We start from the raw sequence: 26165 nt of genomic DNA, 5'->3' as shown, positions 1-26165 counted from the left end.
GGAAGAAGTATGAAATTAACACGTTGCCCAATTTGTCATAACGAAATTAATTTAGAAGCATTAGTCGAAGATGATTCTGGCAGAGAACTACTTATATTAGTAAGTAATTTAAGCTATGGCTGTGCTAAACCGATGATTGCCTATATTGGTTTATTTCGTACTCAAAAATCAAATTTAAGTAATTCTAGAGCAGTAAACTTAATTAATGACGTTCTAAAATTATATCAACCAAGCAGGCATCTAGCTCACGCACTACGGGAAACAGTTAATAATATTCACGCAAAGCGTGCATTGGGTGAATACAAACCGTTTAAAAATCATAACTATTTGAAATCTGTTTATGAATCAACTAAACATTTATTTGCATACGTTGAACATAAAGAAGAAGACAAACCAAGTCGTAGTAGTAATGAAGAATATTTTGAACAGATGTATAGGGCTGGTGTTGACTTTAGTAAATTAGAAAAAAATATACCTGGTGCACTAGATTGGTATAAGAACAAAACAGGAGCGTAAATTATGACTAAGTCTGCAATGTCTATTAAACGTCATGAATTACTAACACATGTATCATTATCTGTAGCTAACGATGCGATGGATTACGGTTTACCTGAAGATATTGCAGCACAGTTAGGTGATAGCATTGCAAATACAATTTCAGAACTATTTGGAGGTCAAAACTTCACATTTCCACGTGATTATATCTTCAAACTTAACCAACGTGATCTACAAATCTATGATGCATTTAAAGGTAACAACTATGCAGAGCTAAGCCAAAAATATAATATGACTGAACGTGGTATCAGGAAAGTAATTGACCGAGTTCATAAACGAATGATAAAAGAAAAACAACCAACACTGTTTGATTTTAATGACGCCTAATTAATTTTTGAGCAAAATTTTTTAGGCAATTTTTTATTTCATATTTTGTAACACTTTTTCAAAAAACAATTTCATTATTTCCCTGTTTATTTTGTTATATCCCATTTATCTCATCATTCTATTATTATTTATCATGTTCTATTTCATCTTTGAAAAAAACAGTCGTTTTTACTTTAGCCATGGTTTTTTCATCATTAGTATATTCTGCAGGAGCAGACTCAACTTTATCAAGGCCGCCATGTTGATCAGCAAATTTTTTCCCTTGTTGAAGCGCTTCTTGCATTTTGCTTTTCACTAACATTGTCATATCCATACCTTTGTTATTATCATCTTTAGGGAAATTGATCAGATTCATAACGGTATCTGTATCACCTTTATAAATTGCTGTGATAAATTTTTCTGATACTTTTTCTGGAGTATCTTCAGTCGAACACGCTGTAACGATCAATGCCAATAAAAAAACGCTTAAAAATTTCATTAGTAATTTCATTTTTATTTCCATTATCAAATTTAATTTATAAAATATTTTACATTCTTTCTTTTTGATTAAACTATACAGATAGCATCAAAGGAAAGAGGTAAAATAATACTATGTAATAAGATAATCGCAAAGCAACTTTATTTTGAAACATTACTTTTTAAAATTTACAAGAATATCTTGCCAATCTTGATCTAATTTAGCTTCAATAGTTATTGGTTTATGGTTAAGAGGATGGGAAATCTCTAACTTACTCGCATGTAACATCAAGCGTTTAACGCCAAAATAATTGGCAAAAGCACGGTTTTGATGAAGATCGCCATGTTTACTGTCTCCCAAAATAGGATGAAAGATATGTTTCATATGACGACGTAATTGGTGCTTACGCCCTGTTTGTGGTTTTAATTCAACAAAACTATATCTTGCTGTTTCAAATTTACCAACCTTAACCGGCACTTCAATTTTGCTAATAGATTTATAAAAAGTGACTGCATCTTGTGCTGGTTTATTTTTATCAGAAAATTTGTCAGCGATTTTATCTAGTTCTTCAACTAAAGGGTAATCGATCACAGATTCACCCTCAAGATAACCACGCACAATAGCATGATACGTTTTCTCAATTTGTTTTGTGGCAAATTGTTCTGACATGAGCCTTGCTACATCACTAGAAAGGGCAAACAGCAACACACCAGATGTTGGCCTATCTAGTCTATGCACAGGAAAAACATGTTGGCCAATCTGATCTCGTAACGTTTGCATAACAACAACTGTTTCTTTTTTATCTAACCAACTGCGATGCACAAGCCAACCCGATGGTTTGTTAATCGCAATTAAAGCATTATCATGATAAAGAATTTCAAACATAGTCTATTTTATTGAAAACCAATTAGAAAAATAGCCTTTCAAGTTCAGCAGCTATACTTGGGCTATTATTATCGCCAATAGCATAACTAGCTTTTGCTTTCACTTCATTATCAGCATTCCCCATAGCAATCCCTAATCCAGCAATAGATAACATACTTATGTCATTATAACTATCACCAAAAGCGACTATTTCGCTTAAATCAATATTTTCATGCTCAGCCCAATGCGTTAAACCATTTCCTTTAGTATTACCTTTAACCGCAACATCTGCTCGATTTGACCAAGACCATTCACACGAGAACACATCTAATGCATCTACCGCATTTGAGAATTGTCGTAGAGCAGGAAGGTTATGACTGCTGGTTGCAAATTTAAAAATAGCGCCAGATTGATCAATCACGTTTTCAAAACTCGCTACTTTTTTGATTTCTGGCTGTAAAAAAGGGGGCAATGTTTTGACCCATTTAAAAAAGCCTTCTAGATGATCATCTAACACTTCATAAGTCATCATTTGATCAGTATAAACTAAAGTATGGATACCATATTGGTTAACTAGTTTTAATAGCATTCTTGCTTGATCTTTAGTCATTGGTTTAGCAGCAAAAGCGTTTTGCTTTTCAAAATCATAAAGATAAGATCCATTACAACAAATTGCGGGGGTTGATAATTTGAGTTGATAATAATAAGGATAAATTACAGAATGGTGACGCCCAGATACTAAAATGACTTTCACGCCTTTAGCACTGATTTTTTTTATCATCTCAATAGTTTCTGGTAAAACTAAACGATTACTGGCTAGTAACGTGCCATCCATATCAAAAGCAACCGCTTTATACTTCATATAATCCCCTCTTTTTTATTTCTAATCTTTGTTATAAAGATTAGCTGAGTATTAGAACTTCAATAAATTTAAAATTCAATTTTTTGACGCCCAACAAATGAATGCGATAAGGTAGTGCCATCCACCATTTCAAGTTCACCACCAACTGGAACACCATGAGCGATTCTTGTTGCTGTCACATTGAACTGTGCACACATTTGCGCAATATAATTGGCGGTTGCATCACCTTCAACGGTGGGATTAGTGGCTAAAATAACTTCGTTGATTGATTCTGACGCTAACTTGTTTTTCAATAAATCAAGGCCAATATCGCTAGGACCGATACCGTCTAATGGCGATAAATGGCCTAACAATACAAAATAACGACCACTATATTGTCCGGTTTGTTCTATGGCAACTATATCTGCGGGAGTTTCGACAACGCAAAGCTGCCCACTATTTTGACGACGAACATTTGCACAAATAGCACAGATTTCTTGTTCGGTAAAAGTTCGACACTCTTTGCAATGACCTATATTTATCATCGCTTCATGTAGCTCATGAGCTAATTTTATGCCACCTTGTCGATTGCGTTGCAATAAATGAAAGGCCATTCGTTGTGCCGATTTGGGACCAACGCCCGGTAAACAACGCAGTGCTTCTATAAGCGATTCTAATAATGGGCTTATTTGCATGTATTATTTGATTCTCATATATTTAAATTTTAAGTTAATAATACCTTTTTTCAATAATCTATCAAACAAGAATTATTTTATTTGTTTAATTTAATAATAATGAAAGTTGAAAAAAACTTACAGAAAATTAATAGTTAAAATAATGCATAGCGACAACTGTTTTCAGAAACAATCGTTAAATTAATACTTATTGCATATAAATTTTAGACTATTGTTTACTCTTGCTATGATAGTAACTTTTCGGTTCTTCACCCTTTAAAAGGCGCATAATATTACTATTATGACGAATGATAATCAAACAAGAAAGCATAGCAACAGGTAAAGTAAGCTCAGGTTTGAATAACCAAACATAAAATGGCGCCATAAGAAACCCGACTATCGCAGCTACCGAAGAGTACCCAGTTATGAATAACGTAACTAACCAAGTTAAAATAAAGCAGCCTGTAAAATCAAATCCTATGGGGACCATCATACCTAACGCAGTGGCAACACCTTTACCACCACGAAAATGAAAAAAACAGGGAAACATATGCCCTAAACAAGCAAAAATACCAATAATACCTAAAAAGAAAGGAGGAATATCAAGTCGATAAGAAATATAAACCGGAATCGTACCTTTTAGCATATCAAAAATTAAAACAAAAATGGCGGGTAATTTACCATTAAGCCGTAAAATATTGGTTGCCCCTGGATTATGCGAACCATGTTCTGAAGGATTAGGCAAATGCATGATATGGCTAATAATCATTGCACCAGAAAGCGACCCCAAAAAATAGGCCATTATGATCATTAATATCATTTGAAATGCCACAATATCACTCCTTTCATTTGCCGCCTTTAATAATCGAACGCTAAATGCTAATCAGCACCTTAAAACCTGTATCTAACCCTACTTGCTGGTAAAGTATAATAGAACAGGCGTCATACCTTGCCTGTTCTATCTAAGCTAAGCAGTAATAATACAATCCTACTTAGTTTATTATTTTTCCAACAACGGTTTTAAATATTTTCCAGTGTAGGAATGTTTAGATTTAGCAACCTCTTCAGGTGTCCCTTCGGCAATAATCTCTCCCCCACCATTACCCCCTTCTGGACCTAAATCAACTATCCAATCAGCTGTTTTAACCACATCCAAATTATGCTCAATCACAACAATTGTATTGCCTTTATCTCGCAATGAATGCAATTGCGCTAGTAATTGTTTAACATCAGCAAAATGTAGACCTGTTGTTGGTTCATCTAATATATATAAAGTGCGTCCAGTATCTCGCTTCGATAATTCTTTTGCAAGTTTTACACGTTGTGCCTCACCACCTGATAATGTTGTTGCTGATTGCCCAATGGTAATATAAGAAAGACCTACATCAATTAAGGTTTGTAATTTACGAGCAATCATCGGTACTGCATCAAAAAATTCACGCCCTTCTTCAACTGTCATATTCAAAATCTCGTTAATAGACTTACCTTTATATTTGATCTCTAAGGTTTCACGATTATAACGAGCGCCATGACACTGATCACAAGGAACATAAATATCCGGCAAAAAGTGCATTTCCACTTTAATTAAACCATCACCTTGGCAAGCTTCACATCGTCCGCCCTTAACATTAAAACTAAATCGCCCCGGATTATAGCCTCGTGCGCGGGATTCTGGTACACCAGCATAAAGTTCACGGATAGAAGTAAAAAATCCAGTATAAGTTGCAGGATTAGAACGTGGTGTACGCCCGATTGGACTTTGGTCGATCGCAATGACCTTATCAAAATGGTTAAGCCCTTTAATGGCTTGATATGGCGCTATTTCTGTTTTTTCGGCACCATTGAGTTCATTTTGTGCAAGAGGATATAACGTATCATTAATTAGTGTTGATTTACCTGAACCTGATACACCAGTAATACAAGTAAATAATCCAACCGGAATATTTAATGTTACATCTTTAAGGTTATTTCCGGTAGCGCCAATAAGTGATAACATTTTTTTCTTATCAACTTTGGTGCGCGTAGTTGGAATTTCAATCTTTTCTTTACCAGATAAGTATTGGCCTGTTAAAGATTTTTTACATGCCATAATCTGCTTAGGCGTACCTTGCGCAACAACTTCACCACCATGAACCCCTGCTCCAGGTCCAATATCAATCACATAATCAGCAGCCATAATTGCTTCTTCATCATGTTCAACCACAATGACAGTATTACCTAAATCACGTAAATGCGTTAAAGTGTCAATTAGACGAGTGTTATCACGCTGATGCAATCCGATAGAAGGCTCATCTAATACATACATCACGCCAACCAGCCCCGCACCAATTTGGCTAGCTAATCGAATACGTTGCGCTTCTCCTCCTGATAAGGTGTCAGCAGAGCGTGAAAGTGTTAAATAGTTAAGCCCAACATTAATCAAAAATTGTAAACGGTCGTTGATCTCTTTTAAGATTTTTTCGGCAATTTGAGCTCGTTGCCCTGTTAATGACAACTGATCGAAAAAATCTTTCGCTTTTTGAGTGCTTAAATCACTAATGGCTGGTAGATTAGTATCATTAATAAATACATTTCTTGCTGCTGTACATAACCTTGATCCGCCACAACAAGGGCAAGGTCGATGGCTAATATATTTGGCTAACTCTTCACGGATAGTTTGTGATTCAGTTTCTTTATACCGACGAGCTAAATTATTAATAATGCCTTCAAATGGATGTTTACGCTTAACTACATCACCGCGATCATTTGAATAAATAAATTGGATTTCGGTATCACCTGAACCATTTAATAAAATATCTTTTACCTTTTCAGGTAATTTTTCATAGGGTTTATCAATATCGAATTTATAGTGATCCGCTAATGATTTTAACATCTGAAAATAGTAAAAGTTGCGACGATCCCAACCTTTAATCGCACCTGCAGCTAACGAAACTTCTGGCATTTGCACAATACGTTTTTGATCAAAATATTGTTGCACCCCCAAACCATCACATTCGGGACATGCGCCGGCTGGATTATTGAACGAGAATAATCGAGGCTCTAACTCTGAAATACTATAACCACAAATTGGGCAGGCAAAATTAGCCGAAAACAGATATTCTTCAGCTTGAGGATCATCCAAATTTGCCACTTTAACAATGCCATTAGTGATCGAAAGCACGGTTTCAATCGACTCGGCCAAACGAAGCTTTAAATCATCACGAATACGGAAACGGTCAACAACAACCTCAATGGTATGCTTTTTTTGTAGTTCAAGAATGGGGGGATCAGAAAGATCATAGACATCACTATCAACTCTTACTCGAATATAACCGCTAGCGGCTAATTGCTCAAACAACTTAACAAATTCACCTTTACGCTCGGTGACCACTGGGGCTAGCAGCATATATCGATTTTCAGTTGGCAATGCCATAATACTATCGACCATTTGTGATACCGTTTGTGCTGCTAATGGTAAATGATGATTTGGACAGCGAGGCTCACCAATTCGGGCAAAAAGTAAACGTAAGTAATCATAAATTTCAGTGATGGTTCCAACTGTTGAGCGCGGATTATGCGAAGTCGATTTTTGCTCAATCGAAATAGCTGGCGATAAACCTTCAATATGATCGACATCAGGTTTTTCCATCAATGATAAAAACTGACGAGCATATGCTGACAACGACTCAACATAACGTCGCTGCCCTTCCGCATAAAGAGTATCAAATGCTAACGAAGATTTACCCGACCCCGAAAGACCGGTGATAACAACTAACTTATCTCTTGGAATGGTTACATTAATGTTTTTTAGATTGTGCGTGCGAGCGCCACGAATATCGATATCTTTGATTGACATAGATCTCTTCTTATGTATGTTTTTCAAACAAAATGAATGGAAATTTAACTGTATATTATAACAGTAATAATCGATTAAATATACTACTATATAGGCAAATACATTATTTGATAATTTTTACACCAAAATATAAACTTTCATAAGTTTTTTTGACAAAAATATCAACTGAAACACTTATTTCTAAATTAAAATAAAAAACGGTCATAAATGACCGTTTTTTACAGATATAAATTAATCGATTAATGTAGGAGTAGCATCAACAGGGATAATTGCACCACGATATTGTATAACCGTACCTGCAACTAAATGGCCTTGTGACGCTGACTGCGAAGGATTTCTTCCACTTAAACGCGCACCAAGGTAGCCTGCACTAAACGAATCTCCCGCAGCGGTAGTATCAATCACTTTATCTTTTGGGATCTTATTCGCTGGAACGTCAAAACGACCTTCAGCAGAATCAATGATGCAACTATCACTACCACGTTTAATAACAATTTCAGTCACACCAAACTTCCTTGTACGTTCAATTACTTGCTCATAAGGCAATTTGCCCCATAATAAATCTTCATCATCTAGCGTCAAAAATGCAATATCGGTAACGCTAAGAATATCGGCATAAACACTACGAGCCAAATCAAGGCTACGCCATAAACGTGGACGGAAGTTATTATCAAAAATAACTTTACCACCATTGGCCTTAACACGTTTTAAAAGATCTAATAATTTAAGAATACTTTCAGCATCCAAAATAGCAATACTAATACCACTTAAATACACATAATCACACTGTGCAATTTGCTGCGTTATTTTATCTGTTTCGGCTGTTTGCAACCAAAATTTAGCTGCAGCGTCATTACGCCAATAATAAAAAGAGCGCTCGCCCTGCTCGTCGGTCACAATAGAATAAAGACCAGGCATCTTATCTGACATTCTTTGCACTAAATCAGTTTGAATATTTTCTTTTTGCCAATTATCTAACATCTCTTGACTAAAAGGATCAGTGCCAAGCCCTGTCACATAGTGAATCGAAAAATTATTGCCTTTTAATAAACGAGATAAATAAACAGATGTATTGAGCGTATCACCGCCAAAGCTACGCGTAGTCGAATCTTGTTTCATCGACAATTCAATCATACATTCGCCGATCACAGCGATATTTGTCGTCATATTATACCTATATCCTTAATCTAATTATAAATAATCCAGTGCTATTTTCACCACAACTTTGCGAACTGTTTCAATTTTATTACCAACAGCACAAAGCGGTTTATGTACCTCATTGGGTAAAAATACAATAAAATCATTTTTTTGTAATATTAACATGGTTTCTTCTTTTGGTGTTTCGACAAAAGCAATATCGTTTTCTGCCAATTTATTGTCTAACATTTTGGTATAGGGCGGTAACATGCTCACAGCCATTCCCTCTTGCCCTTCCAGAACAATCTGAACATCGATATATTTTTCATGATATTCCGGCTTAGCATCATAAATATGACGCGTTTGACTCTCAGACACCATAAAGAACATCTTATCGCCATCAATATCATAGCGCCCTATAGGTGTATTAATATTGACGTTGTCTTTAATATATTCAATAGATTGTTTTATTCTGGAAGGTAAATAAGGAACTAACCTTAAATGATTAATATTACCTAAAATCATACTAAAAGATCCTTAAAATATTGATGAAAATAAATACCGACAATTAAATTACTCACAACTAACATACCCCATGATAATCTAATTTAGTTGATAAAGAGTATATACTTAAGTCATCTGTTTTTGTAGATCATTTGTTAATAAGTTTTTATTGGTATGTTACAATTTGGAAATCATTATAAAAAAGGTAAACAAATGAAGATTTTTATAATAAATTTAGAAAAAGAATCAAAAAAAAGAGAACACATCAAAAAAGAATGCGAGAAATTAAAACTAGATTTTGAAATTTACAATGCCATTGATGGCAATACTTTATCTGATTCATTTATTCAAAATACGGTCTACGATTATCCAAATAACCTTTTAACAAAGGGTGAAATAGGCTGTGCACTCAGTCACTTAAATATATATAAAAAAATTATTCAAAACAATTTACCTTATGCCTTAATTCTCGAAGATGATGCCGTATTACATAAAAAATTACCTGATTTCTTAAATAGCTTTAAAGCTAAAAATACTAAAAAAGGTATTTTTTTATTAACTGCCGATTTTCACTATCTTGTTAACAAAAAATTTAACTTAGATAGTTTTGAGGTTTTTGAAGTAACAAGAGCAGTTAGAGCCAATGGATATATCATCACTCATGATACCGCAAAAAAGTTAATTAAATTTTTATTTCCTATTCGCTATGAAGCTGATATGTTTAGAATAATGAAGTTATGTACCGGTATCAAAATATATGCAACATTACCCAGTCTGATAACAACTAATGATAAGAATTTATTAAATTCATCAATACATACTGATAGAGCACCACTCATCGAGCAACGTTCTGAGTATAGAAAAAAGCTATTTAAAAAAGATAAGAAAAAAAGAATGATAGCATTATGGCTTAGAAAACAATTCATTAGTAGGTTTGAAAAAACAAAATACTATATAGATTAGACACTCGATCAATAAATCTATTTTAAAGAGCCTTGGCATAATTAAAAAACAATATTTTCCCAAACTATTTTGGGGGTGAATATTAAATTTGGGAGAAAACCTAATTACTTAATAAATTATTCTCAACTGAATTTTTATCTGCAGCCCCCTATATTCACACCTTAGATATCACCACCCTCGACAGCTATCACTGTACCTAAGCCACTCCTGACTGGGGTTCTGTTCACAGTTCAAGCCATCTTTGCTAACAAAGAAAAGACACAAAAACACCACAAAAAAAACTTAAATAAAATCAATACCTTTCCTGACCAATTTTTTGTGAGTAAAAATAGTAACTTAATGTGTTTTTTGAATATAGGGAGATATGACATAATGCGCAATGCAACAAGTAGGCTTTATTTACTACAATGGTGCATAAAAATAATAATGGCTAAAGTGCATACTAAGCAAAAATTAACAATTAAAAAATTAATTATAGAATTTAATGACAGAGTTAACTGTCAACTTTAATTGATAAATACACAAAATTTAAATATCATCCGTAGAGATGACATCAATTGCACCACAAGCTTTAAATAACCATTTTAAAGATCCCCACAAAAATGGCATATGATAAAAAGTAACTTCAATCAAAAAATGCGTATCTCTAATTTCCAAATCATCAAACAGATAAGCTTTCCACCAAAACCATTGCCTATTATTGGGCTCTAGCCAATAAAGCCAAGCATCCAAAGACCATTTTTCATCTTCCTTTAACAATATAACCTGTTCTTCCCATGACAGGGTAGATCTATACGCTATTTTTTGTTTAGTTTCTTCTTTTGTTATTCCAGGAATGCAATTTTGAACAAAAGTATAAGGCAATATTTTTCCCCATTGTTCAAGGGATGGCCATTTGAGTTCATAGTAACTAGTAACAATTTCTAATGTTTTTTTTGCTAAATTAAGTACATCAACAGCATTAGACTCACAAGATATAATAAATCTAGCTATACCTATTCCAGTTGCTCTAATATTTGAATCAGGTGGTCGACTTAGCCTATCTCTTTCTAATAAAATTTTTAACCAATTTTCATCACTTATATGCATTCAGTCCTGAACCTTGTTTAATTTGCTCTTGTAGCTCTTTCAATTTTTCTTTTCTAATACCAAATTGATCGAATCCTTTTGTTCTATCAACAACTATAGGTTTATTAGGATAATTCTTTACTTCTGTTTCTTTAACAGCGTTTTTTCTTAAATCATCTAAAACTGATTTCGGAACCTCAAATTGTTTAATTGTTGCACCTTTCATTCCTTGGCTAAAACGTTTAGACAAAAAACTCTAGCGCTCTAGTTCTATCACCAAAATTTAAGAATAACATTTTATCACCAGTGACAGCAACATTACCGAAATCATCTATTAAAATTCTTGTATTAGCATTACCTTCTACTCTATAAACCGTTATCGTATCTTTATCTAGTTTAATTGTTTAGGTGTTGCTCAGTTTTGACCTCGGTTACAATTAGATTCTGCGTTGTTACCTACTTTAATTTTATAATATCTTTGCTGTTGCAAAAAACTCAAATAAAATCAATATCTTTCCTGACCAATTTTTTGTAAGTAAAAATAGTGAGTTAATGTATTTTTTATATTTTGAATAGAGGGATATATGCCACAGTAAGAAATGCAACAAGTAGGATTTATTTACTACAATGGCGCATACAAATAATAATGGCTAAAGCACATGCTAAGCAAAAATTGGCAATTAAAAAAATTAATTATAAAATTTAGTGACAGTATTAACTATCACTTTTTAATAACTAATACTCTAATATAGGCTAGGATTGTCAGATTAAGTTTGAGCTACTACACATTAATAATAAACCTTTGCCAATAAAATATCAGTTTACTCATCATTGACAAAATATATGTCAAAACTACATTCCAAATTAAGTCTACTCATTATTTTCATTTGTTCTGGCCATAATACAGGTCCATCATGACCAGCCAATGAACGCCATACACAATCAACACCCATAGTCACATTTTCATTTGTCTGTAATTTTTCTAACGCATCTTTACATGGTGATATTGTATTTAATAACCAATCTAAATGTTCTCTTAAGTCTTTAGATGTAATATAACCTTTTGATGATAAAAACCATCCAGAAGTTTTAATCTCTCTAATTCTTCCGATACGATTAATACTCTTCGTTCCAATAATATTTTTTTGCGTTGGTTCAATTTTCAAAAGTTCAGTTATCTTATCAGGATGAATATCATTCGGGTATATTAACAATGTCACATAACATTCATCACAACTTGGGTATTCTGGAGATACTGGGGTTCTCCTAGAATTTATTGAAATCATTTTATATAGTCTCCAATATTACCTATAACTTTTCCATTCTAATTAATATAATCACCATTATCTAAAATTCTCCCATGATGATCATTGCGTATATTATTATCTTTTTTGAGCGATTCAAGGGCTCTGCCCCATTCGCGTTTATTAATATTTTCACCAAAATATTTATTCAGAGCATTTGCTGTACTTTGATTTAATGTATTACCCCCACTTTGTAAAACTTTAGGAACTCTACTACTTGCACCAACACTAGGAGGAACTGGTAATGGTAATTCTTCTACATCCTATTGCTTTCGCCACTTCATACATATCTGCTGCTCTGCCCATTAAAGCTAACATTAAACCTGACTTTTCGTAACTGTACTTTTCTTGGTATGTCGTTTTCGCATCTAACGCGTCGATATTGACGTTTTCGCCTTGTTGCAAGGAACGCTAAAAAATGTTTTTAAAAATCAAATAAAATCAATGCCTTTTCTGAACAATTTTTTGTAAGTAAAAATAGTGGATTAGTGTGTTTTTTTATGTTTTGAATAGAGGGATATATGACACCATGAACAATGCAACAAGTAAGATTTATTTACTACAATGGTGCATAAAAATAATAATGGCTAAAGTGCATACTAAGCAAAAATTACCAATTAAAAAATTAATTATAAAATTTAGTGACAGTATTAACTGCCACTTTTAATAACGAATACATTAATATAGGCTAGGATTGTCGGGTTATGTTTGAGCTACTACAATTTATGCAGTAACAAGATCGCGTTTTGCTTCATTTAAAATATTAACAAATTCATCAAGTGGGAATTTTGGTTTTACCTGCTCTGCTAGTATTCTGGAATCAAAGAAAAACTCTATTTCTATATTAGAAATGCCTTTGTCTTTATTTAATTGGCAAAGCATTTGTCCTTTGTAAGATATTTCAATAGTTATTTCTTCATACTTATTATCACTAAAAAAATCAATTTCAAAATCAGTATTCATAATTAGTCATTCCCTTATTAGTTATTTCTTTTTTGGATCTAAAAAACCAGAAAAATAACCATCAGCATTATAGCGGATTCCTTGCCCGTTAGGTAACCTATATTCAACACCACCACGAGATAATTCTGTTCTAATCGTATTAGGATTCTCTAATACCTCCTTAACAAATTTACTAGCTGCCGCATTCTTTTGAGTGACATTACCTTTCAATGGTTCAAATGTTCCGCCTTGTCTACCCGCATGTTTCTCCCAAGCTCTAGCCGCCTCAGATAATCCTTGAGCATTTACTGGCTTATTGGCAGAGTTAACTAATTTATTGATATTTAAATTATTACCAACTTGTCCTGTCGCACTCGCCCCCCTTCCAGCTTTAGCAATACCTTCAACTTTAACCCATTTACCACCAATCCATTGTATCGTTTTGCCACCTAATGATGCAGTAGCAACTCCTGCCACATTATAGAAGGTCGCCTCTCCAACATCATGGCCTGTCATGCTACTTAATTCGGTTAATGCTGTTTCAAATGAATTCGCTGGTATTTTCTTATTAAACCATTCACTTGGAATTTGAGCAATTTTTTTACCAAATTCCCAAGCATCACTTTTTCACGATAATAATGCCCCGTCCGACGTTAATTGTGGGCGATTATTTTGTAAAAATAATTCAGGATTCTATACCGTTTCATTTCATTAGAATTCAATAACGGCTTATCACTTGACGAGTTGCATTAAGCGGGATAGGGTAAATAAAGTACAGTATAGCCTTATAGTCTTGTGAGATCCTAAATTGAATGGCTCAGTTTTATATACAGGTCATCCTATTGCAATTAAAACCGAGCAAATCAAATTGGTATTAGAGTTCATAACTTAGTTATAAATTGAATCATATATTCCAATTCTGCGAGCTTTATCACAGAATTGGAAAAAGCAAAACAAGGTTATTTAGGAATTTTTCCTGTCCACCAAATCGGCTTTTCATCCGCGCCTAAGTTATCAAAAACAGATAGAGGTATTTGTTTATAACTTATTGAGTAAGGTAATGTAGTTATAGCCACCATTACTGGCTCATATTCATAATCAGGATCTGATTTAAAGCCCTCATAACTTATCTTGGCAGATTCAACACAATAATGAAATGCATAAAAGTAACCATCAAAAATATCATATAAAGTTGATTTTGTTCTGTCTAAATCACTTTTGGCTTTACCTGATAAAATAGGCCCCCAATCAATGGCTTCTCTATCTAACTGTTTAAATTCTTCCTCGACCAATTTCATTAAAGATTCAGCCGTATCTAGCTCTTCTAACTTCAAATATCGACGATATAAACGGTCTGTTAAAATAGACCAATCTTCTTTGAGATATTTAGGCAAAAGATAATATGAAATACAATCAAAAAATAATTTCATATCACTGTCTGTTCCTAGAATAAATACAGAGCCCCCACCTCTAATACCAATAGTTAATAACATTATTTAATTACCTTTTATCTTTCAAAAATTCAATTTGTTTTGAGCTAATTATTCCGTTAGATTTCCGAACAATTCCGCGTCTAATTTTGAATTCTAACGCAGGTGTTAAATGCTGCCCTCTAACATCTATCCGAACTTGTTGCTGCATACCATTTGGTAAATGTTTTTGTCGTTCAAGTGCTTGTTTAGAAATATTATTAATCAGATTATCAGCGTATTTGACTATATTATAATTTTTCACTTCTATTGAACAAGTTGTGCCATTACAAAAATCAGGTCTTACACTCCCTTTTGTACCATGAGGGACTTCTACACCATCTTTATAACTTACTTGACCTCTATAATCAGAAGGTAGGCTGGCGGTAGAGCCTGCGATGCAGGCTTAAACTATAAGAAAAGAACGTATTAATTAACAGTAAAATTTAGTGACAGAATCAACCTATTTCATATTCTATTGATGTATTAATTGATTGTATAACTTCATTAACTTTTTCCAAAAAACATATACATTGATCTGGTATTTGGTACTTAAAATATATTTTTATCAAAAAATTATCTCTTCCTTTAGCATCTGGAAAATACTTATATATATTTTTACTTTCAATTACATTAATATAACTATTTAATTTTTCTTGCAATTTAAATAAATGAGGTTCGTAAGGGAAATCCCATGTTAAATGATCAGTTAATCCTAATTCAACTAAATTTTTATTATTTTTAGGAATTCCAATCATATCTAATTTATTTATTTCTTCTATAGACATACTATTAATTACCTTTTAGTTATCAGGTCTAACTACTTCTACTTTTGTTGGCGGTATTTTGGTCCCCCCTTTAAATCCAGGTTTACCATCACCAATAATTGTACCCCCATTTTTTTCTAAATCAGGAAAGCCAACTTTTTGATTATGTGTTAATGGCGCTTTATCAGAGCTTTTACATTCTATACATGTAATATTACCATTTTTATCTTTACCAATCATATCTAATCTGATTTTGGTACCATTTTCAGTTTCAAGTGTGACTTCTCTTGCCGATTTTTCTTGAGTTGAGCTAAATTCATCATATTTAGTTTGCTCATACTGTTTACCTTGTTGGTAATTTTGTTGAACTTGGGAACTAGTATTTGTATTCGGCGATGGCACCTTCGTTTTTGCACTATTTTCAAAAGTATAATAAGCACCATTATTAGTATATATCGGGTTACCTGCGGCATCAAATTTACCTGTATGGGTATAAACGCCGCCTTTAGGTCCTATAATATTATTGCCTTGTTGAGTATAACCGTTAGGAAGTATTGGCTGTTTTCCAGCTTTTACTCTATTAATACCCTCGCTTATTTGCTCTACTTCTTTTGCCGATAACTTCTGCCCTGTAGCTCTAACTTTCCAGGCTAAATCGCTCAAACCTTTTGCAGTAACTCCACCTGTTGAGAGTGAAAATAACATATCAGCATCTGATACTGATATGCCTAATATCTTAGAAAGCCCTTGTGCTGTTTGCGTATGATAAGTTTTGCCATTATAAATGACCATCAATCCAGTCGCACCATTATCAACCATTGACCATGTTAAATATGCACTTGGTAAACACCCCAATCCTGTGGCGCAAGCCGGTGATAATTCTACTGCTGCCATTCCATCTAAGACAGCCATCCCAACCTGAAAAGCTCCTCCTGCTCGGGTACTTATGCTCCATTCACTATCATAATAGGCTATTGTATCTGAAATCTTATTACCTGTCGTATAGTCAAATAATTCTTCAATTTGTTTATACGATAATTTAATTCCTCTTGTAAGAAAAGTTGGCAATTCAACTTCAATTTCAGCTGTTTGACCTTTCAATTGTTCTCTATAAGACTCTAACTCAGGGCTATTACCCAGCTCTTCTAGTGCTAAATACGCTGCTTTATCTGGGTCATCATCCGCTAATCCAGCTGAACAATGAATTAATGCACAAGCTGCTGCACGATATAATAAACCTTCTCGTTCGTTTCCTTTAGCAAGCTCGTCAATACGTTTCTTTTCTGTTGGGGTAAGTAGTCGGTTATTCTCAACCGCATTTTTACTCGCAGCTACCCCAGTATTCACATCTTGAATATCTCCACCGGCAGCGGCTATCGCAAGACCTGTCGCTAGTTGGGTTAGGGCGCTGACTTTTTGTCTTTCTTCTTGGTTTAGGTTTTTGATGTCTTTATCGGGGTAAAGGATACCCGCAATAACTTCTGCACCCCGTTCACCTATCGCTGCACCCATGCCACCTACAAGTGCAGAGTTACCTTGCAGCTCAGCAACCACCGCACCGAGTATGACATGGCTGACCGTGTTGGCGACGGTGTTTCCTTCGGTCTGTTGTTTGATAATAGTTGCTATCTTCGGCGCTAATGCCCCTGCGGCTGCCCCTGTCATATCACCACTGATTAAGCCATTGATAAGGCTAACCGCCATGTCAATGCCTTGACGGGTTTCACTGCCCATCGCCGACATCCCTTGGTTCATGGCTTCTTTGTAAGCGTCTTCGTAGATTTTTTGTTGCTGCTCGTCAGTTAAAACCAGGCCTTTGTTTGTTACTTTTAATTCGGTGTTATTGCCAATCTTGATGTCAAAGCCCCTTTGATAGCATAAAAAAAGAAAAAGTTAAATAAAATCAACGCCTTTTTTTAGCCGATTTTTTGTAAGTAAAAATAGTAACTTAATGTATTTTTTATATTTTGAATAGAGAAATATATGGCGCAATGAGCAATGCAACAAGTAAGCTTTATTTTCTACAATAGTGCATAAAAATAATAATCACTAAAGTAATACTAAGCGAAATTTAGTAATTTAAAAAATTAATTATAGGATCTAGTGACAGAATTAACTGTCACTTTTAAATGGTAAAGGCACAAAATTGAGAATGTAATCCATTTTAACTATAAATATAATAATCAATTTCTATTTCTGCTCTTATCCCATTAATAAAATTTAAGCTTTTAGTGTTAAAATATATTGCTGGCTTCTCATTATTTTCTATTTTTATTAAAATCATAAAAACAAAATTTACTTTGAAATCATTTTTAATTTTTAACAAAATGTTTTCTTTAGGTTTTAATAAAGTAATTATCTTATCTAATTGATCATTGACATCAAACGAAAACTCCTCTTTAGTAGCTACCGTCCAACTTGTTTCAACACTTTTGTTTCTTCCCCCTTCAGGAATTAATCCTTTTATTTTAGTTTCGTTTGGCTCTATACCCATTCTTTTTATTACATCATTTAAGTCAAAATCATCTCCATAAATAGAAAATGATACAGATACTGTCGTTCTATCCATTTTTATATCCTATTTTATAAAATAACCAGTTCTAATACCATCACCCAAACCACCTTTTCTAAATAACATTAACTCACCACTCTTCTTGTCAATATAAATATCATATTTAGAATTACTGCCTTTTCCAAAAAATTCTTCTTTAATCTTATGAGCATCAAATCCTTTTTTCTTAAGGTAGTTATCATTTGCCATTTTTATATCTGACTTTTTATTAGAATCATTTCTACTATCGTCATCATCAGGCGGTAATCCAGAAGCCCCTCCAGCTGTACTACTTCCAGTACCTGTTAACGTATTATCATTGTCTTTCTTAACACCTTCCTCTTTTAGGTGATCATTATAATAACGCTCATAAGTTTTTAGTACTGCATCTTCAAGGAATTGATCTCCCATTGGATCGACTAATGCAAGTTCAATTAGTCTTCGTTGTTCCAAATTTAGACTTTCTAAAAATGCTTTTGATTCCACCGCGGTAAGACCTTCTGCCATTAATACATCTACCGCATTAATACTAACTGGTGCACCAATTTCACTTGGGCGTACTAGATACCACGCAGCTCTAGCTAAATTATTATTCTCAACCGCATTTTTCCCTGCCGCAACACCAGTATTGATATCTTGGATATCACCACCGCTAGCGGCTATTGCTAGCTTTGTTTATCGCCTTTTTGTAGGAATTTTCATAGATTTTTGGTTGCTGCCTACCTTGATGTTAAAGCTGCCTTTGCCAGCATAAAAACACAAAAAACTTGAATAAAGTTAGTTACTTTACTGGCGGAATTTTTATATTTTGAATAGAGTGTTATATAACACAATGCACAATGCAACAAGTAGGTTTTATCTATTACATAAGCACATAAAAATAATAATGGCTAAAAAGTGGTGCTAAGCCAAAATAAGCAATTAAAAAATTAATTATAAAATTTAGTGACAGTATTAACTATCACTTTTCAATAATGAATACTTTAATATAGGCTAGGGTTGTCAAGTTAAGTTTAAGCTACTACAAATTAAGAAAACTCTATTGTCCCATCTTCTTTTATCCAAGCTGGCTCAGCAGGACAGTTATCATAGTAAAACCAAAGTCCATCCTCCATATCTGCCTCACTATTAGGGAATTTTATATAAAGCTTTTGCAATTGCTCATCAATCGATCCTTCTAAAAGCTTCCCTTTCTTATGCAATTTTAAATAACCATCTTTTAACAATTTGCTTAAGACTTCAAAAAAAATTTTCTTATTTTCTTCATATGAATAGTTACTGATTTCATCAGAAATAGAAGAACATTGTCCCCATAATAAATAGAAAGAACCAAATTCTGAATAAGCCTTTATATGATTATACTCTTGTGATGTTAACATATTTTCATTTTACCTAAATTTTAATTCTATATTCCTAAGACCATTTGCAAGCCTCATCATTTGAGGATTTCCTTTTATATCAACAGTCCAACGTGCTCCTGTGTTAGAGTGAGATACATTTCTTAATGTAATATTAGTGCCATCTTGCAACCGAACAGTATAAATACCATCAGCTCTTTTTGTTAATGGTTGACCAGCTAATTCTTCTACATAATTATGTATTTGTTTATCGGTCAAGTTTTGGCTATCATAAATTCTAGTTGTATAACGATTACCGCCATTTTGCCTAATTAATTGCCCATCAATTTTTAAATCTGTGGTAGGGTTATTTTTATCATAGATATCCCTTAATTCATCAAATCTTTCTTGCTGTTTCTGATTTTGGTATTTTTGGTTATCTTGATTGTGTCTATTATCATCGTCATCATCAGGCGGTAATCCCGGAGCACCTCCAACTGTACTACTTCCAGTTCCTGTTAACGTATTATCATTATCTTTCTTACCATCTTTCTCTTTTAGATAATCATTATAATAACGCTCATAAGTTTTTAGTACTGCATCTTTAAAGAATCCATCTCCCATCGGATCAATCGATGCAAGTCTAATCAAGCTTATTTGATCTGGTGTTAAACTACTTAAAAATTCTTCAGCTTCTTTATTGCTTAAACCATTTTTTACAAGAACATCTACAGCAGTAATCGTTACTTGGCTACCAATATCATTTGGAATAAATGCATCGATAAAACCAGTTGGGATATCTAGATAATCGATATATTTTTCAATAGTATTACTATTTATATCTGCTTCAGTTAATACTATGCCTGTGAGTAGTGCCATGCTAATTATTGCATCGGTAACTTGCTTTTTACATATTTGTTCTTTAAAACAATCTCTAAGAAGTGGTTTGGCTGTAATAGCAACCAAACCATTATTTTCAACTGCATTTTTCCCCGCAGCTACCCCAGTATTGATATCTTGGATATCTCCGCCCATCGCCGCAATGGCCAGACCTGTCGCTAGTTGTGATAGGGCGCTGATTTGTTGCCTTTCATCTTGGTTTAGGTTTTTGATGTCTTTATCGGGGTAAAGGATACCCGCAATAACTTCAGCACCACGCTCACCCATTGCTGCACCCATGCCACCCATAAGTGCAGAGTTACCTTGCAGCTCAGCAACCACCGCACCGAGTATGGCATGGCTAACCGTGTTGGCGACGGTGTTCCCTTCGGTCTGTTGTTTTATGATAGTTGCTATCTTCGGCACTAATGCCCCTGCGGCTGCCCCTTTTATGTCGCCACTGATTAAGCCGTTGGTAAGGCTAACGGCCATATCGATACCTTAACGGGTTTCACTGCCCATCGCCGACATCCCTTGGTTCATGGCTTTTTCGTAGATTTTTTGTTACTGCTCATCGGTTAAGACGGTACCTTTATCTGTTGCTTTTAATTTGGTGCTATTGCCAATCTTGATGTCAAAGCCCCTTTGATAGCATAAAAAAATAAGAAAAAAAATAAATAAAATCAATACCTTTTCTGACCGATTTTTTGTAAGTAAAAATAGTAACTTAATGTATTTTTTATGTTTTGAATAAAGGGATATATGACACCATGAGCAATACAGTAAACGGGATTTATTAACCATGGCGCATGAAAATAATAATGGCTAAAAAGTAGTGCTAAGCCAAAATTAGTAATTAAAAAATTAATTATCGAATTTAGTGACAGAATTAACTGTCACTTTTTACTGGTAAATATACAAAATTTAGGATAGGGATAGAATCATTTTTTATTTCCAAATATTTTCTTGGTTATCTAAATATTGTTTCCAATTAAAATATAACCGCTTTTCATTTTCCTCTTGAGTATGCTTAGAAGGATCATAATCATTAGATACAGGCATGTATCTCACGAAAGACTCTATTTCTTCAGGATAATCAAAATTTTCATAAATTGCTTCTACTTCACCTAATGGATCTTTAATGTCATTACGAATATTATATAATTGTAGTAACAAAATATATAACCATTTTGCGTTACTATAATTCTCTAAAGACCCAGCAATTTTATTCAATAAATCATCTAACTTAAAAATATTAGAGGAATTAACCATTGATAGTTCAAATACATCTTGATTACTACTACCATTAATAATCATATCATTTGCATAATTGATGACATCTTTCCAGCCAATAATATGATTTCGATATCCCCATGAAATATCTTTCCAATTTAGATAAATTCTATTTTTATTTAAATTAAAATTCATGATTATTTAACCTTATGATTAGGTTTCCCATTTATTTTACCACCTGAAATAAACCGTTGATGTGTAATATTTTGAGTTTTAGGATCTATAATATATTCAAATATACCACTTTTACCATTAAAAGAACCTTCTGTTTGTAATAAGGTTCGCTTAACACCATCACCGCCTGTTATTGTAAATACCTTACCTTTTTTAAGTTGTTCTTTGGTAATGAAGCTTGCTGCTCTATGCGATGGATCAGCTTTTAAGCCACTACCAGATCTATTATAAGCAATAATTTTATCAGCTACTCCAGATAAGGTTTTTAATTGGGCTACCTTTTGAACAACTTTTGAAGCAGCATTTCCCAACACAAATCCACTAGTAATTTCACTCCCAATTCTTCCTTTGGCATATCCGATCATATACCCAGCTGATTCAGGATCATGTTCTAAAGCATATTCATAAAGTTCTTGCCATTCAGTTGCCGAAACCTTTATATTATCATAAACTTTATCTAAATTCGTGACCACTTCATACATACCTACAGCTGTATCTATAGGATGTATAATAGTATCTATAATACCTGATACTGTATTAGCAGCTCCGTCTAAAACTCCGTCAAGCTGTCCTGTCCCTTCACCTTGAACATATGCACTGACTTTTTCACCATCTCCATCAAATAATTCTAGAAGCCGTAGTTGTTCATTGAGTCTTGTTTCATTCTCCCATGCTAGCATTGCTGCAGAATTATTCTCAACCGCATTTTTACTCGCAGCTACCCCAGTATTCACATCTTGAATATCACCACCTGCAGCAGCTATCGCAAGGCCGGTCGCTAGTTGTGATAGGGCGCTGACTTTTTGTCTTTCTTCTTGGCTTAAGTCTTTGATGTCTTTATCGGGGTAAAGGATCCCCGCAATCACTTCAGCACTACGCTCACTTGCGGCAGCACCCAAGCCACCCACAAGCCCTGAGTTGCCTTGCAGCTCAGCAACCACCGCACCGAGTATGGCATGGCTGACGGTGTTGGCGAGGGTGTTTCCTTCGGTCTGTTGTTTGATAATTGTAGCAATTTTTGGTGCAAGTGCCCCTGCGGCTGCCCCTGTCATATCGCCACTGATTAAGCCGTTGATAAGGCTAACGGCCATATCGATGCCTTGACGGGTTTCACTGCCCATCGCCGACATCCCTTGATTCATGGCTTTTTCGTAGATTTTTTGTTGCTGCTTGTCGTTTAAGACGGTACCTTTGTCTGTTGCTTTTAATTTGGTGTTGTTCCCAACCTTGATGTCAAAGCCCCCTTTGCTAACATTAAAAAAAAGCCAAAAAATTTAATTAAAATCAACGTTCTTTCTAAATTGTTTTTTGTAAGTAAAAATAGTGAATTAATGCATTTTCTATGTTTTGAATATAGGGATATAAGACACCATGAGCAATACAGTAAGTAGGCTTTATTTATTACAAAAGCGCATAAAAATAATAATTGCTAAAATGATGCTAAGCCCAAATTAGCAATTTAAAAAATGAATCATAAGATTTGGTGACAGTATTAACTAACATTTTTTAATAATGAATATACTAATATCGGTTAGGATTGTCGGGTTAAGATACATTCTAAGCTAAAATCAACCACAGGCAAAAACCTGCACCACACCCCACTGACTGGTTTTATACCATCGGTTATACCCCCACAAACAAAACCTCAGACCTCAGCTCACCATTAAAGGACGCTAGCTTGAACCGATAGACTTTTACATCGGCCACTTGGTCATCATTAAAATTGAGCAGAACAATCTGGTTTTAGAGTTTCCCCTGCTGATTATGAAGAAGACCTCTCAGCTATTTGTTGACTATAAGGTTTATATGTTTCTTCATAATCATAATGCGCTGGCACTTTATAACCTTCTGGAATGTCAGGCCATTTGTCTTTTAGTTCATCTCCCCAACCTAACTGAACAATATCATCATTAATATTTTCAAAAAAATTCATAAGGATATGTGAATATATTTTTGCCCTAACAATGGTTCTTATAGATGTTAATAAATCATTCGCTACTATAGCTTGATTTAATAATTTGATCTCTTCTTGAAGCTTGCTTAATGTATCGATAAAATCTTCATTTTGATCAACTTTATAATTAACATGCCAATTTTTAATAACATACTCTTCTGAAAGCCCTTGTTTTTTGGCTGCTAATAAAATTGTCTGTTTTAATTCTTCAAAATCTATTTCTACATTCATTTTGTCTCATCTCTTACCATGTACTTGTTTAGTTTTTGTATCATTAAAAATATCAAAATCATCATCAGCCCTATGTGATATTAGGGCAGAGCAAGACTAGTTGATTTTAGTGTTTGCCTTGCTGATTATGAAGAAGACTTATCAGCTATTTGTTGACTATAAGGTTTATATGTTTCTTCATAATCATAATGCGCTGGCACTTTATAGTCCTCAGGAATCTTAGGCCATTTGTCTTTTAGTTCATCACGCCAACCTAGCTGAAAAAAATCATCATCAATTTTGTCAAAGAAATCAAGCATAAGTTGTGAATACACTTTTGCTCTAACAATTGCTCTTCTAGAAGTTAAAAAATCATTCTTTGTTATAGATTGATTTAATAATTTAATCTCTTTTTGAAAATTACTTAATATATCGATAAACTCTTCATTTTGGTTAATTTTATAATTAATATGCCAATTTTTAATAACATACTCTTCCGAAAGTCCTTGATTTTGGGCTGCTAATAAAATTGTCTGTTTCAATTTTTCAAAATCTATTTCTACATTCATTTTGTGTCATCTCTTACCATGTACTTGTTTAGTTTTTGTATCATTAAAAATATCAAAATCATCTAAACTATCATCAGCCCTATGTGATATTAGGGCAGAGCAAGACTAGTTGATTTTAGAGTTCGCCTTGCTGCTTATGAAGAAGACCTCTCAGCTATTTGTTGACTATAAGGTTTATATGTTTCTTCATAATCATAATGCGCTGGCACTTGATAACTTTCTGGGATATCAGGCCATTTGTCTTTTAGTTCATCACCCCAGCCTAGTTGAAAAATATCATCGTTAATTTTGTCAAAAAAGTCCGCCAAAAGTTGTGAATAGATTTTTGCCATAAGAATTGCATTCATAGATGTTAATAAATCATTCGCTTCTATAGTTTGACTTAATAATTTGATCTCTTCTTGAAGCTTGCTTAATGTATCGATAAAATCTTCATTTTGATCAACTTTATAATTAACATGCCAATTTTTAATAACATACTCTTCTGAAAGCCCTTGTTTTTTGGCGGCTAATAAAATTGTCTGTTTTAATTCTTCAAAATCTATTTCTACATTCATTTTGGTAATCTCCTGCCTTCTGCTTGAATTGTTTTATTTTTATTAAGTGAGCCATCTAAATTTAATACAAATTTAAATTTTCCTCTACTATCAAAAACTTCAATATGATCTTTATGTAATCCATCTAAATAAAATTGATCTCCTCGCTTAATCCCTGTCCCTTTTATATCATCATTCGCAGTATAAATACTGCGTCCATCATATTGTCGATTGGTTTTAGTGGAATTATTTTTTACATCTGTGCCAAAACCTGGTTGTCCTAAAAATTCCCCCATATTTCCCACCGCTCCCTTATTTGGCTCATACGGTTGTTGCGATGTAAGAATGTTATCCCGCCAATCTTTATCCGGGATCTGATTACCACCAGTATCATGACGAATATCAAAATCATCTAAACCTCCATCATGTCCCGTATGATTTGGCCCTAATTCATCTGGTTCTAGTGGTTTGTAACCCGGTAAAGGATCTCGTGGTTCTTCTGGTATTGGGTAACCTTCTAATTTTGGGAGATCATTAGGATCTAATATATTTGACGGATAACTATTCTGCTTAGATTCTTCAAGTAACTCATAACCAAGGGCTGTCACAACTCCTGCTGTGATTGCAACACAAGGTCCCGTTGCATAACAAGCAATAACAGCTTCTGTAACTGTAGCAGCTGCTGCCACTGCGGCAAGAATAGCTAGTGCTAAAAACACAAAATTATTCTCAACCGCATTCTTACTCTCAGCTATCGAGGTGCTGATGTCTCCCGCATCTCCGCCACTTACTGCAGTTGATAGTCCCATCACTAATTGGGTTAAGGCGCTGATGTTTTGTTTTTCAGCTTCAGTGAGGTCTTTGATGTCTTTTCCACCATAGAGGTTATCTAAGATGACTTTTGACGCTAGCTCGCCGCCTACGGCACCGGCTCCCCCTGCTAACCCTGAATTGC

29 protein-coding genes and 1 pseudogene are annotated in these 26165 nt (G+C 34.1%); 3 read left to right on the top strand and 27 right to left on the bottom strand.

Annotation, left to right across the window (positions count from 1 at the left end):
- Positions 1 to 9 precede the first annotated feature (9 nt).
- Both ACYH9I_RS00490 and ACYH9I_RS00485 read left to right on the top strand, forming a co-directional pair.
- The gene (locus ACYH9I_RS00490; RefSeq protein WP_483558061.1) at positions 10 to 516 is read left to right on the top strand and encodes a hypothetical protein; all 507 of its coding nucleotides are present in this window, start codon (positions 10 to 12) and stop codon (positions 514 to 516) included.
- A 3-nt stretch (positions 517 to 519) separates the two neighbouring features.
- Entirely contained in the window at positions 520 to 882 is a 363-nt protein-coding gene (locus tag ACYH9I_RS00485; RefSeq protein WP_202112856.1) for a Mor transcription activator family protein, read from the top strand.
- A gap of 124 nt (positions 883 to 1006) precedes the next feature.
- Here ACYH9I_RS00485 and ACYH9I_RS00480 read toward each other — a convergent pair whose 3' ends face one another.
- The 8 genes from ACYH9I_RS00480 to ACYH9I_RS00445 form a co-directional block, all read right to left on the bottom strand.
- Positions 1007 to 1372: a DUF4878 domain-containing protein gene (locus tag ACYH9I_RS00480; protein WP_483558060.1), complete on the bottom strand. Its 366-nt coding sequence runs from the start codon at positions 1370 to 1372 to the stop codon at positions 1007 to 1009.
- 141 nt (positions 1373 to 1513) lie between these two features.
- Positions 1514 to 2224, bottom strand: a complete 711-nt coding sequence (gene truC / locus ACYH9I_RS00475; protein ID WP_483558059.1) for a tRNA pseudouridine(65) synthase TruC — start codon at positions 2222 to 2224, stop codon at positions 1514 to 1516.
- A gap of 22 nt (positions 2225 to 2246) precedes the next feature.
- Entirely contained in the window at positions 2247 to 3065 is an 819-nt protein-coding gene (locus tag ACYH9I_RS00470) for a pyridoxal phosphatase (RefSeq protein ID WP_483558057.1), read from the bottom strand.
- A 68-nt stretch (positions 3066 to 3133) separates the two neighbouring features.
- Positions 3134 to 3739, bottom strand: coding sequence for a recombination mediator RecR (recR, locus tag ACYH9I_RS00465; protein WP_483558055.1), 606 nt, complete (start codon positions 3737 to 3739; stop codon positions 3134 to 3136).
- Positions 3740 to 3947: 208 nt separating this feature from the next.
- Positions 3948 to 4538, bottom strand: coding sequence for a glycerol-3-phosphate 1-O-acyltransferase PlsY (gene plsY, locus ACYH9I_RS00460; RefSeq protein ID WP_483558410.1), 591 nt, complete (start codon positions 4536 to 4538; stop codon positions 3948 to 3950).
- 180 nt (positions 4539 to 4718) lie between these two features.
- Positions 4719 to 7547, bottom strand: a complete 2829-nt coding sequence (gene uvrA / locus ACYH9I_RS00455) for an excinuclease ABC subunit UvrA (RefSeq protein WP_483558408.1) — start codon at positions 7545 to 7547, stop codon at positions 4719 to 4721.
- Positions 7548 to 7784: 237 nt separating this feature from the next.
- Entirely contained in the window at positions 7785 to 8720 is a 936-nt protein-coding gene (kdgK, locus tag ACYH9I_RS00450) for a 2-dehydro-3-deoxygluconokinase (RefSeq protein ID WP_174786656.1), read from the bottom strand.
- A gap of 24 nt (positions 8721 to 8744) precedes the next feature.
- The gene (locus tag ACYH9I_RS00445) at positions 8745 to 9215 is read right to left on the bottom strand and encodes a NanQ anomerase/TabA/YiaL family protein (RefSeq protein WP_483558053.1); all 471 of its coding nucleotides are present in this window, start codon (positions 9213 to 9215) and stop codon (positions 8745 to 8747) included.
- A gap of 153 nt (positions 9216 to 9368) precedes the next feature.
- On the opposite strand from ACYH9I_RS00445, the gene ACYH9I_RS00440 reads away from it, so the two are divergent.
- Entirely contained in the window at positions 9369 to 10157 is a 789-nt protein-coding gene (locus ACYH9I_RS00440; RefSeq protein WP_483558051.1) for a glycosyltransferase family 25 protein, read from the top strand.
- 528 nt (positions 10158 to 10685) lie between these two features.
- On the opposite strand, the gene ACYH9I_RS00435 is transcribed toward ACYH9I_RS00440, so the two are convergent.
- From ACYH9I_RS00435 to ACYH9I_RS00345, 19 genes and pseudogenes are all read right to left on the bottom strand, one after another.
- Complete coding sequence (locus ACYH9I_RS00435; protein ID WP_483558049.1) at positions 10686 to 11246, bottom strand: hypothetical protein; 561 nt, start codon at positions 11244 to 11246, stop codon at positions 10686 to 10688.
- Positions 11233 to 11475, bottom strand: a complete 243-nt coding sequence (locus tag ACYH9I_RS00430) for a hypothetical protein (protein WP_483558048.1) — start codon at positions 11473 to 11475, stop codon at positions 11233 to 11235. Before ACYH9I_RS00430 ends, ACYH9I_RS00435 begins: the two co-directional genes overlap by 14 nt.
- A 571-nt stretch (positions 11476 to 12046) precedes the next feature.
- Positions 12047 to 12511: a DUF4279 domain-containing protein gene (locus tag ACYH9I_RS00425; RefSeq protein ID WP_483558046.1), complete on the bottom strand. Its 465-nt coding sequence runs from the start codon at positions 12509 to 12511 to the stop codon at positions 12047 to 12049.
- A gap of 741 nt (positions 12512 to 13252) precedes the next feature.
- Positions 13253 to 13492: a hypothetical protein gene (locus ACYH9I_RS00420; protein WP_483558044.1), complete on the bottom strand. Its 240-nt coding sequence runs from the start codon at positions 13490 to 13492 to the stop codon at positions 13253 to 13255.
- Between the two features lie 21 nt (positions 13493 to 13513).
- The gene (locus tag ACYH9I_RS00415; protein WP_483558426.1) at positions 13514 to 13987 is read right to left on the bottom strand and encodes a hypothetical protein; all 474 of its coding nucleotides are present in this window, start codon (positions 13985 to 13987) and stop codon (positions 13514 to 13516) included.
- 443 nt (positions 13988 to 14430) lie between these two features.
- Complete coding sequence (locus ACYH9I_RS00410) at positions 14431 to 14964, bottom strand: hypothetical protein (protein ID WP_483558042.1); 534 nt, start codon at positions 14962 to 14964, stop codon at positions 14431 to 14433.
- Between the two features lie 434 nt (positions 14965 to 15398).
- Positions 15399 to 15728, bottom strand: a complete 330-nt coding sequence (locus ACYH9I_RS00405) for a DUF6572 domain-containing protein (protein WP_483558041.1) — start codon at positions 15726 to 15728, stop codon at positions 15399 to 15401.
- Between the two features lie 15 nt (positions 15729 to 15743).
- Positions 15744 to 17441 (bottom strand): VENN motif pre-toxin domain-containing protein, encoded by a 1698-nt coding sequence (locus ACYH9I_RS00400; protein WP_483558039.1) that lies wholly within the window; start codon positions 17439 to 17441, stop codon positions 15744 to 15746.
- 430 nt (positions 17442 to 17871) lie between these two features.
- Positions 17872 to 18276, bottom strand: a complete 405-nt coding sequence (locus ACYH9I_RS00395; RefSeq protein WP_483558037.1) for a DUF4279 domain-containing protein — start codon at positions 18274 to 18276, stop codon at positions 17872 to 17874.
- A 9-nt stretch (positions 18277 to 18285) separates the two neighbouring features.
- Entirely contained in the window at positions 18286 to 18765 is a 480-nt protein-coding gene (locus tag ACYH9I_RS00390) for a polymorphic toxin type 33 domain-containing protein (protein WP_483558035.1), read from the bottom strand.
- A gap of 87 nt (positions 18766 to 18852) precedes the next feature.
- Positions 18853 to 18921 (bottom strand): annotated as a pseudogene (locus ACYH9I_RS00385) (hypothetical protein); the annotation flags it as partial.
- Between the two features lie 365 nt (positions 18922 to 19286).
- Entirely contained in the window at positions 19287 to 19637 is a 351-nt protein-coding gene (locus ACYH9I_RS00380; RefSeq protein ID WP_297223769.1) for a DUF596 domain-containing protein, read from the bottom strand.
- Positions 19638 to 19646: 9 nt separating this feature from the next.
- Complete coding sequence (locus ACYH9I_RS00375; RefSeq protein WP_483558034.1) at positions 19647 to 20966, bottom strand: VENN motif pre-toxin domain-containing protein; 1320 nt, start codon at positions 20964 to 20966, stop codon at positions 19647 to 19649.
- 456 nt (positions 20967 to 21422) lie between these two features.
- Positions 21423 to 21902 (bottom strand): DUF2247 family protein, encoded by a 480-nt coding sequence (locus tag ACYH9I_RS00370; RefSeq protein WP_483558032.1) that lies wholly within the window; start codon positions 21900 to 21902, stop codon positions 21423 to 21425.
- 2 nt (positions 21903 to 21904) lie between these two features.
- Entirely contained in the window at positions 21905 to 23083 is a 1179-nt protein-coding gene (locus ACYH9I_RS00365; protein WP_483558031.1) for a VENN motif pre-toxin domain-containing protein, read from the bottom strand.
- 620 nt (positions 23084 to 23703) lie between these two features.
- The gene (locus tag ACYH9I_RS00360; RefSeq protein ID WP_483558030.1) at positions 23704 to 24126 is read right to left on the bottom strand and encodes a hypothetical protein; all 423 of its coding nucleotides are present in this window, start codon (positions 24124 to 24126) and stop codon (positions 23704 to 23706) included.
- A 125-nt stretch (positions 24127 to 24251) separates the two neighbouring features.
- Positions 24252 to 24674: a hypothetical protein gene (locus ACYH9I_RS00355; RefSeq protein ID WP_483558029.1), complete on the bottom strand. Its 423-nt coding sequence runs from the start codon at positions 24672 to 24674 to the stop codon at positions 24252 to 24254.
- Between the two features lie 134 nt (positions 24675 to 24808).
- Positions 24809 to 25231 (bottom strand): hypothetical protein, encoded by a 423-nt coding sequence (locus ACYH9I_RS00350; protein ID WP_483558027.1) that lies wholly within the window; start codon positions 25229 to 25231, stop codon positions 24809 to 24811.
- Positions 25228 to 26076, bottom strand: coding sequence for a VENN motif pre-toxin domain-containing protein (locus tag ACYH9I_RS00345; protein ID WP_483558407.1), 849 nt, complete (start codon positions 26074 to 26076; stop codon positions 25228 to 25230). Before ACYH9I_RS00345 ends, ACYH9I_RS00350 begins: the two co-directional genes overlap by 4 nt.
- Positions 26077 to 26165: the final 89 nt, after the last annotated feature.

The organism is Gilliamella sp. X-23 (assembly GCF_057063545.1).
The sequence above is the reverse complement of the archived record's forward strand: the minus strand, read 5'-3'. Positions and strand labels throughout refer to the sequence as shown.

Coding starts and splice junctions, on each gene's coding strand:
- ACYH9I_RS00490 (WP_483558061.1), top strand. CDS start 10: ATGAAATTAACACGTTGCCCAATTTGTCATAACGAAATTAATTTAGAA.
- ACYH9I_RS00485 (WP_202112856.1), top strand. CDS start 520: ATGACTAAGTCTGCAATGTCTATTAAACGTCATGAATTACTAACACAT.
- ACYH9I_RS00480 (WP_483558060.1), bottom strand. CDS start 1,372: ATGAAATTACTAATGAAATTTTTAAGCGTTTTTTTATTGGCATTGATC.
- truC (WP_483558059.1), bottom strand. CDS start 2,224: ATGTTTGAAATTCTTTATCATGATAATGCTTTAATTGCGATTAACAAA.
- ACYH9I_RS00470 (WP_483558057.1), bottom strand. CDS start 3,065: ATGAAGTATAAAGCGGTTGCTTTTGATATGGATGGCACGTTACTAGCC.
- recR (WP_483558055.1), bottom strand. CDS start 3,739: ATGCAAATAAGCCCATTATTAGAATCGCTTATAGAAGCACTGCGTTGT.
- plsY (WP_483558410.1), bottom strand. CDS start 4,538: ATGATATTAATGATCATAATGGCCTATTTTTTGGGGTCGCTTTCTGGT.
- kdgK (WP_174786656.1), bottom strand. CDS start 8,720: ATGACGACAAATATCGCTGTGATCGGCGAATGTATGATTGAATTGTCG.
- ACYH9I_RS00445 (WP_483558053.1), bottom strand. CDS start 9,215: ATGATTTTAGGTAATATTAATCATTTAAGGTTAGTTCCTTATTTACCT.
- ACYH9I_RS00440 (WP_483558051.1), top strand. CDS start 9,369: ATGTTACAATTTGGAAATCATTATAAAAAAGGTAAACAAATGAAGATT.
- ACYH9I_RS00435 (WP_483558049.1), bottom strand. CDS start 11,246: ATGCATATAAGTGATGAAAATTGGTTAAAAATTTTATTAGAAAGAGAT.
- ACYH9I_RS00425 (WP_483558046.1), bottom strand. CDS start 12,511: ATGATTTCAATAAATTCTAGGAGAACCCCAGTATCTCCAGAATACCCA.
- ACYH9I_RS00420 (WP_483558044.1), bottom strand. CDS start 13,492: ATGAATACTGATTTTGAAATTGATTTTTTTAGTGATAATAAGTATGAA.
- ACYH9I_RS00415 (WP_483558426.1), bottom strand. CDS start 13,987: ATGACAGGCCATGATGTTGGAGAGGCGACCTTCTATAATGTGGCAGGA.
- ACYH9I_RS00410 (WP_483558042.1), bottom strand. CDS start 14,964: ATGTTATTAACTATTGGTATTAGAGGTGGGGGCTCTGTATTTATTCTA.
- ACYH9I_RS00405 (WP_483558041.1), bottom strand. CDS start 15,728: ATGTCTATAGAAGAAATAAATAAATTAGATATGATTGGAATTCCTAAA.
- ACYH9I_RS00400 (WP_483558039.1), bottom strand. CDS start 17,441: ATGGGCAGTGAAACCCGTCAAGGCATTGACATGGCGGTTAGCCTTATC.
- ACYH9I_RS00395 (WP_483558037.1), bottom strand. CDS start 18,276: ATGGATAGAACGACAGTATCTGTATCATTTTCTATTTATGGAGATGAT.
- ACYH9I_RS00390 (WP_483558035.1), bottom strand. CDS start 18,765: ATGGCAGAAGGTCTTACCGCGGTGGAATCAAAAGCATTTTTAGAAAGT.
- ACYH9I_RS00380 (WP_297223769.1), bottom strand. CDS start 19,637: ATGTTAACATCACAAGAGTATAATCATATAAAGGCTTATTCAGAATTT.
- ACYH9I_RS00375 (WP_483558034.1), bottom strand. CDS start 20,966: ATGGCCGTTAGCCTTACCAACGGCTTAATCAGTGGCGACATAAAAGGG.
- ACYH9I_RS00370 (WP_483558032.1), bottom strand. CDS start 21,902: ATGAATTTTAATTTAAATAAAAATAGAATTTATCTAAATTGGAAAGAT.
- ACYH9I_RS00365 (WP_483558031.1), bottom strand. CDS start 23,083: ATGAATCAAGGGATGTCGGCGATGGGCAGTGAAACCCGTCAAGGCATC.
- ACYH9I_RS00360 (WP_483558030.1), bottom strand. CDS start 24,126: ATGAATGTAGAAATAGATTTTGAAGAATTAAAACAGACAATTTTATTA.
- ACYH9I_RS00355 (WP_483558029.1), bottom strand. CDS start 24,674: ATGAATGTAGAAATAGATTTTGAAAAATTGAAACAGACAATTTTATTA.
- ACYH9I_RS00350 (WP_483558027.1), bottom strand. CDS start 25,231: ATGAATGTAGAAATAGATTTTGAAGAATTAAAACAGACAATTTTATTA.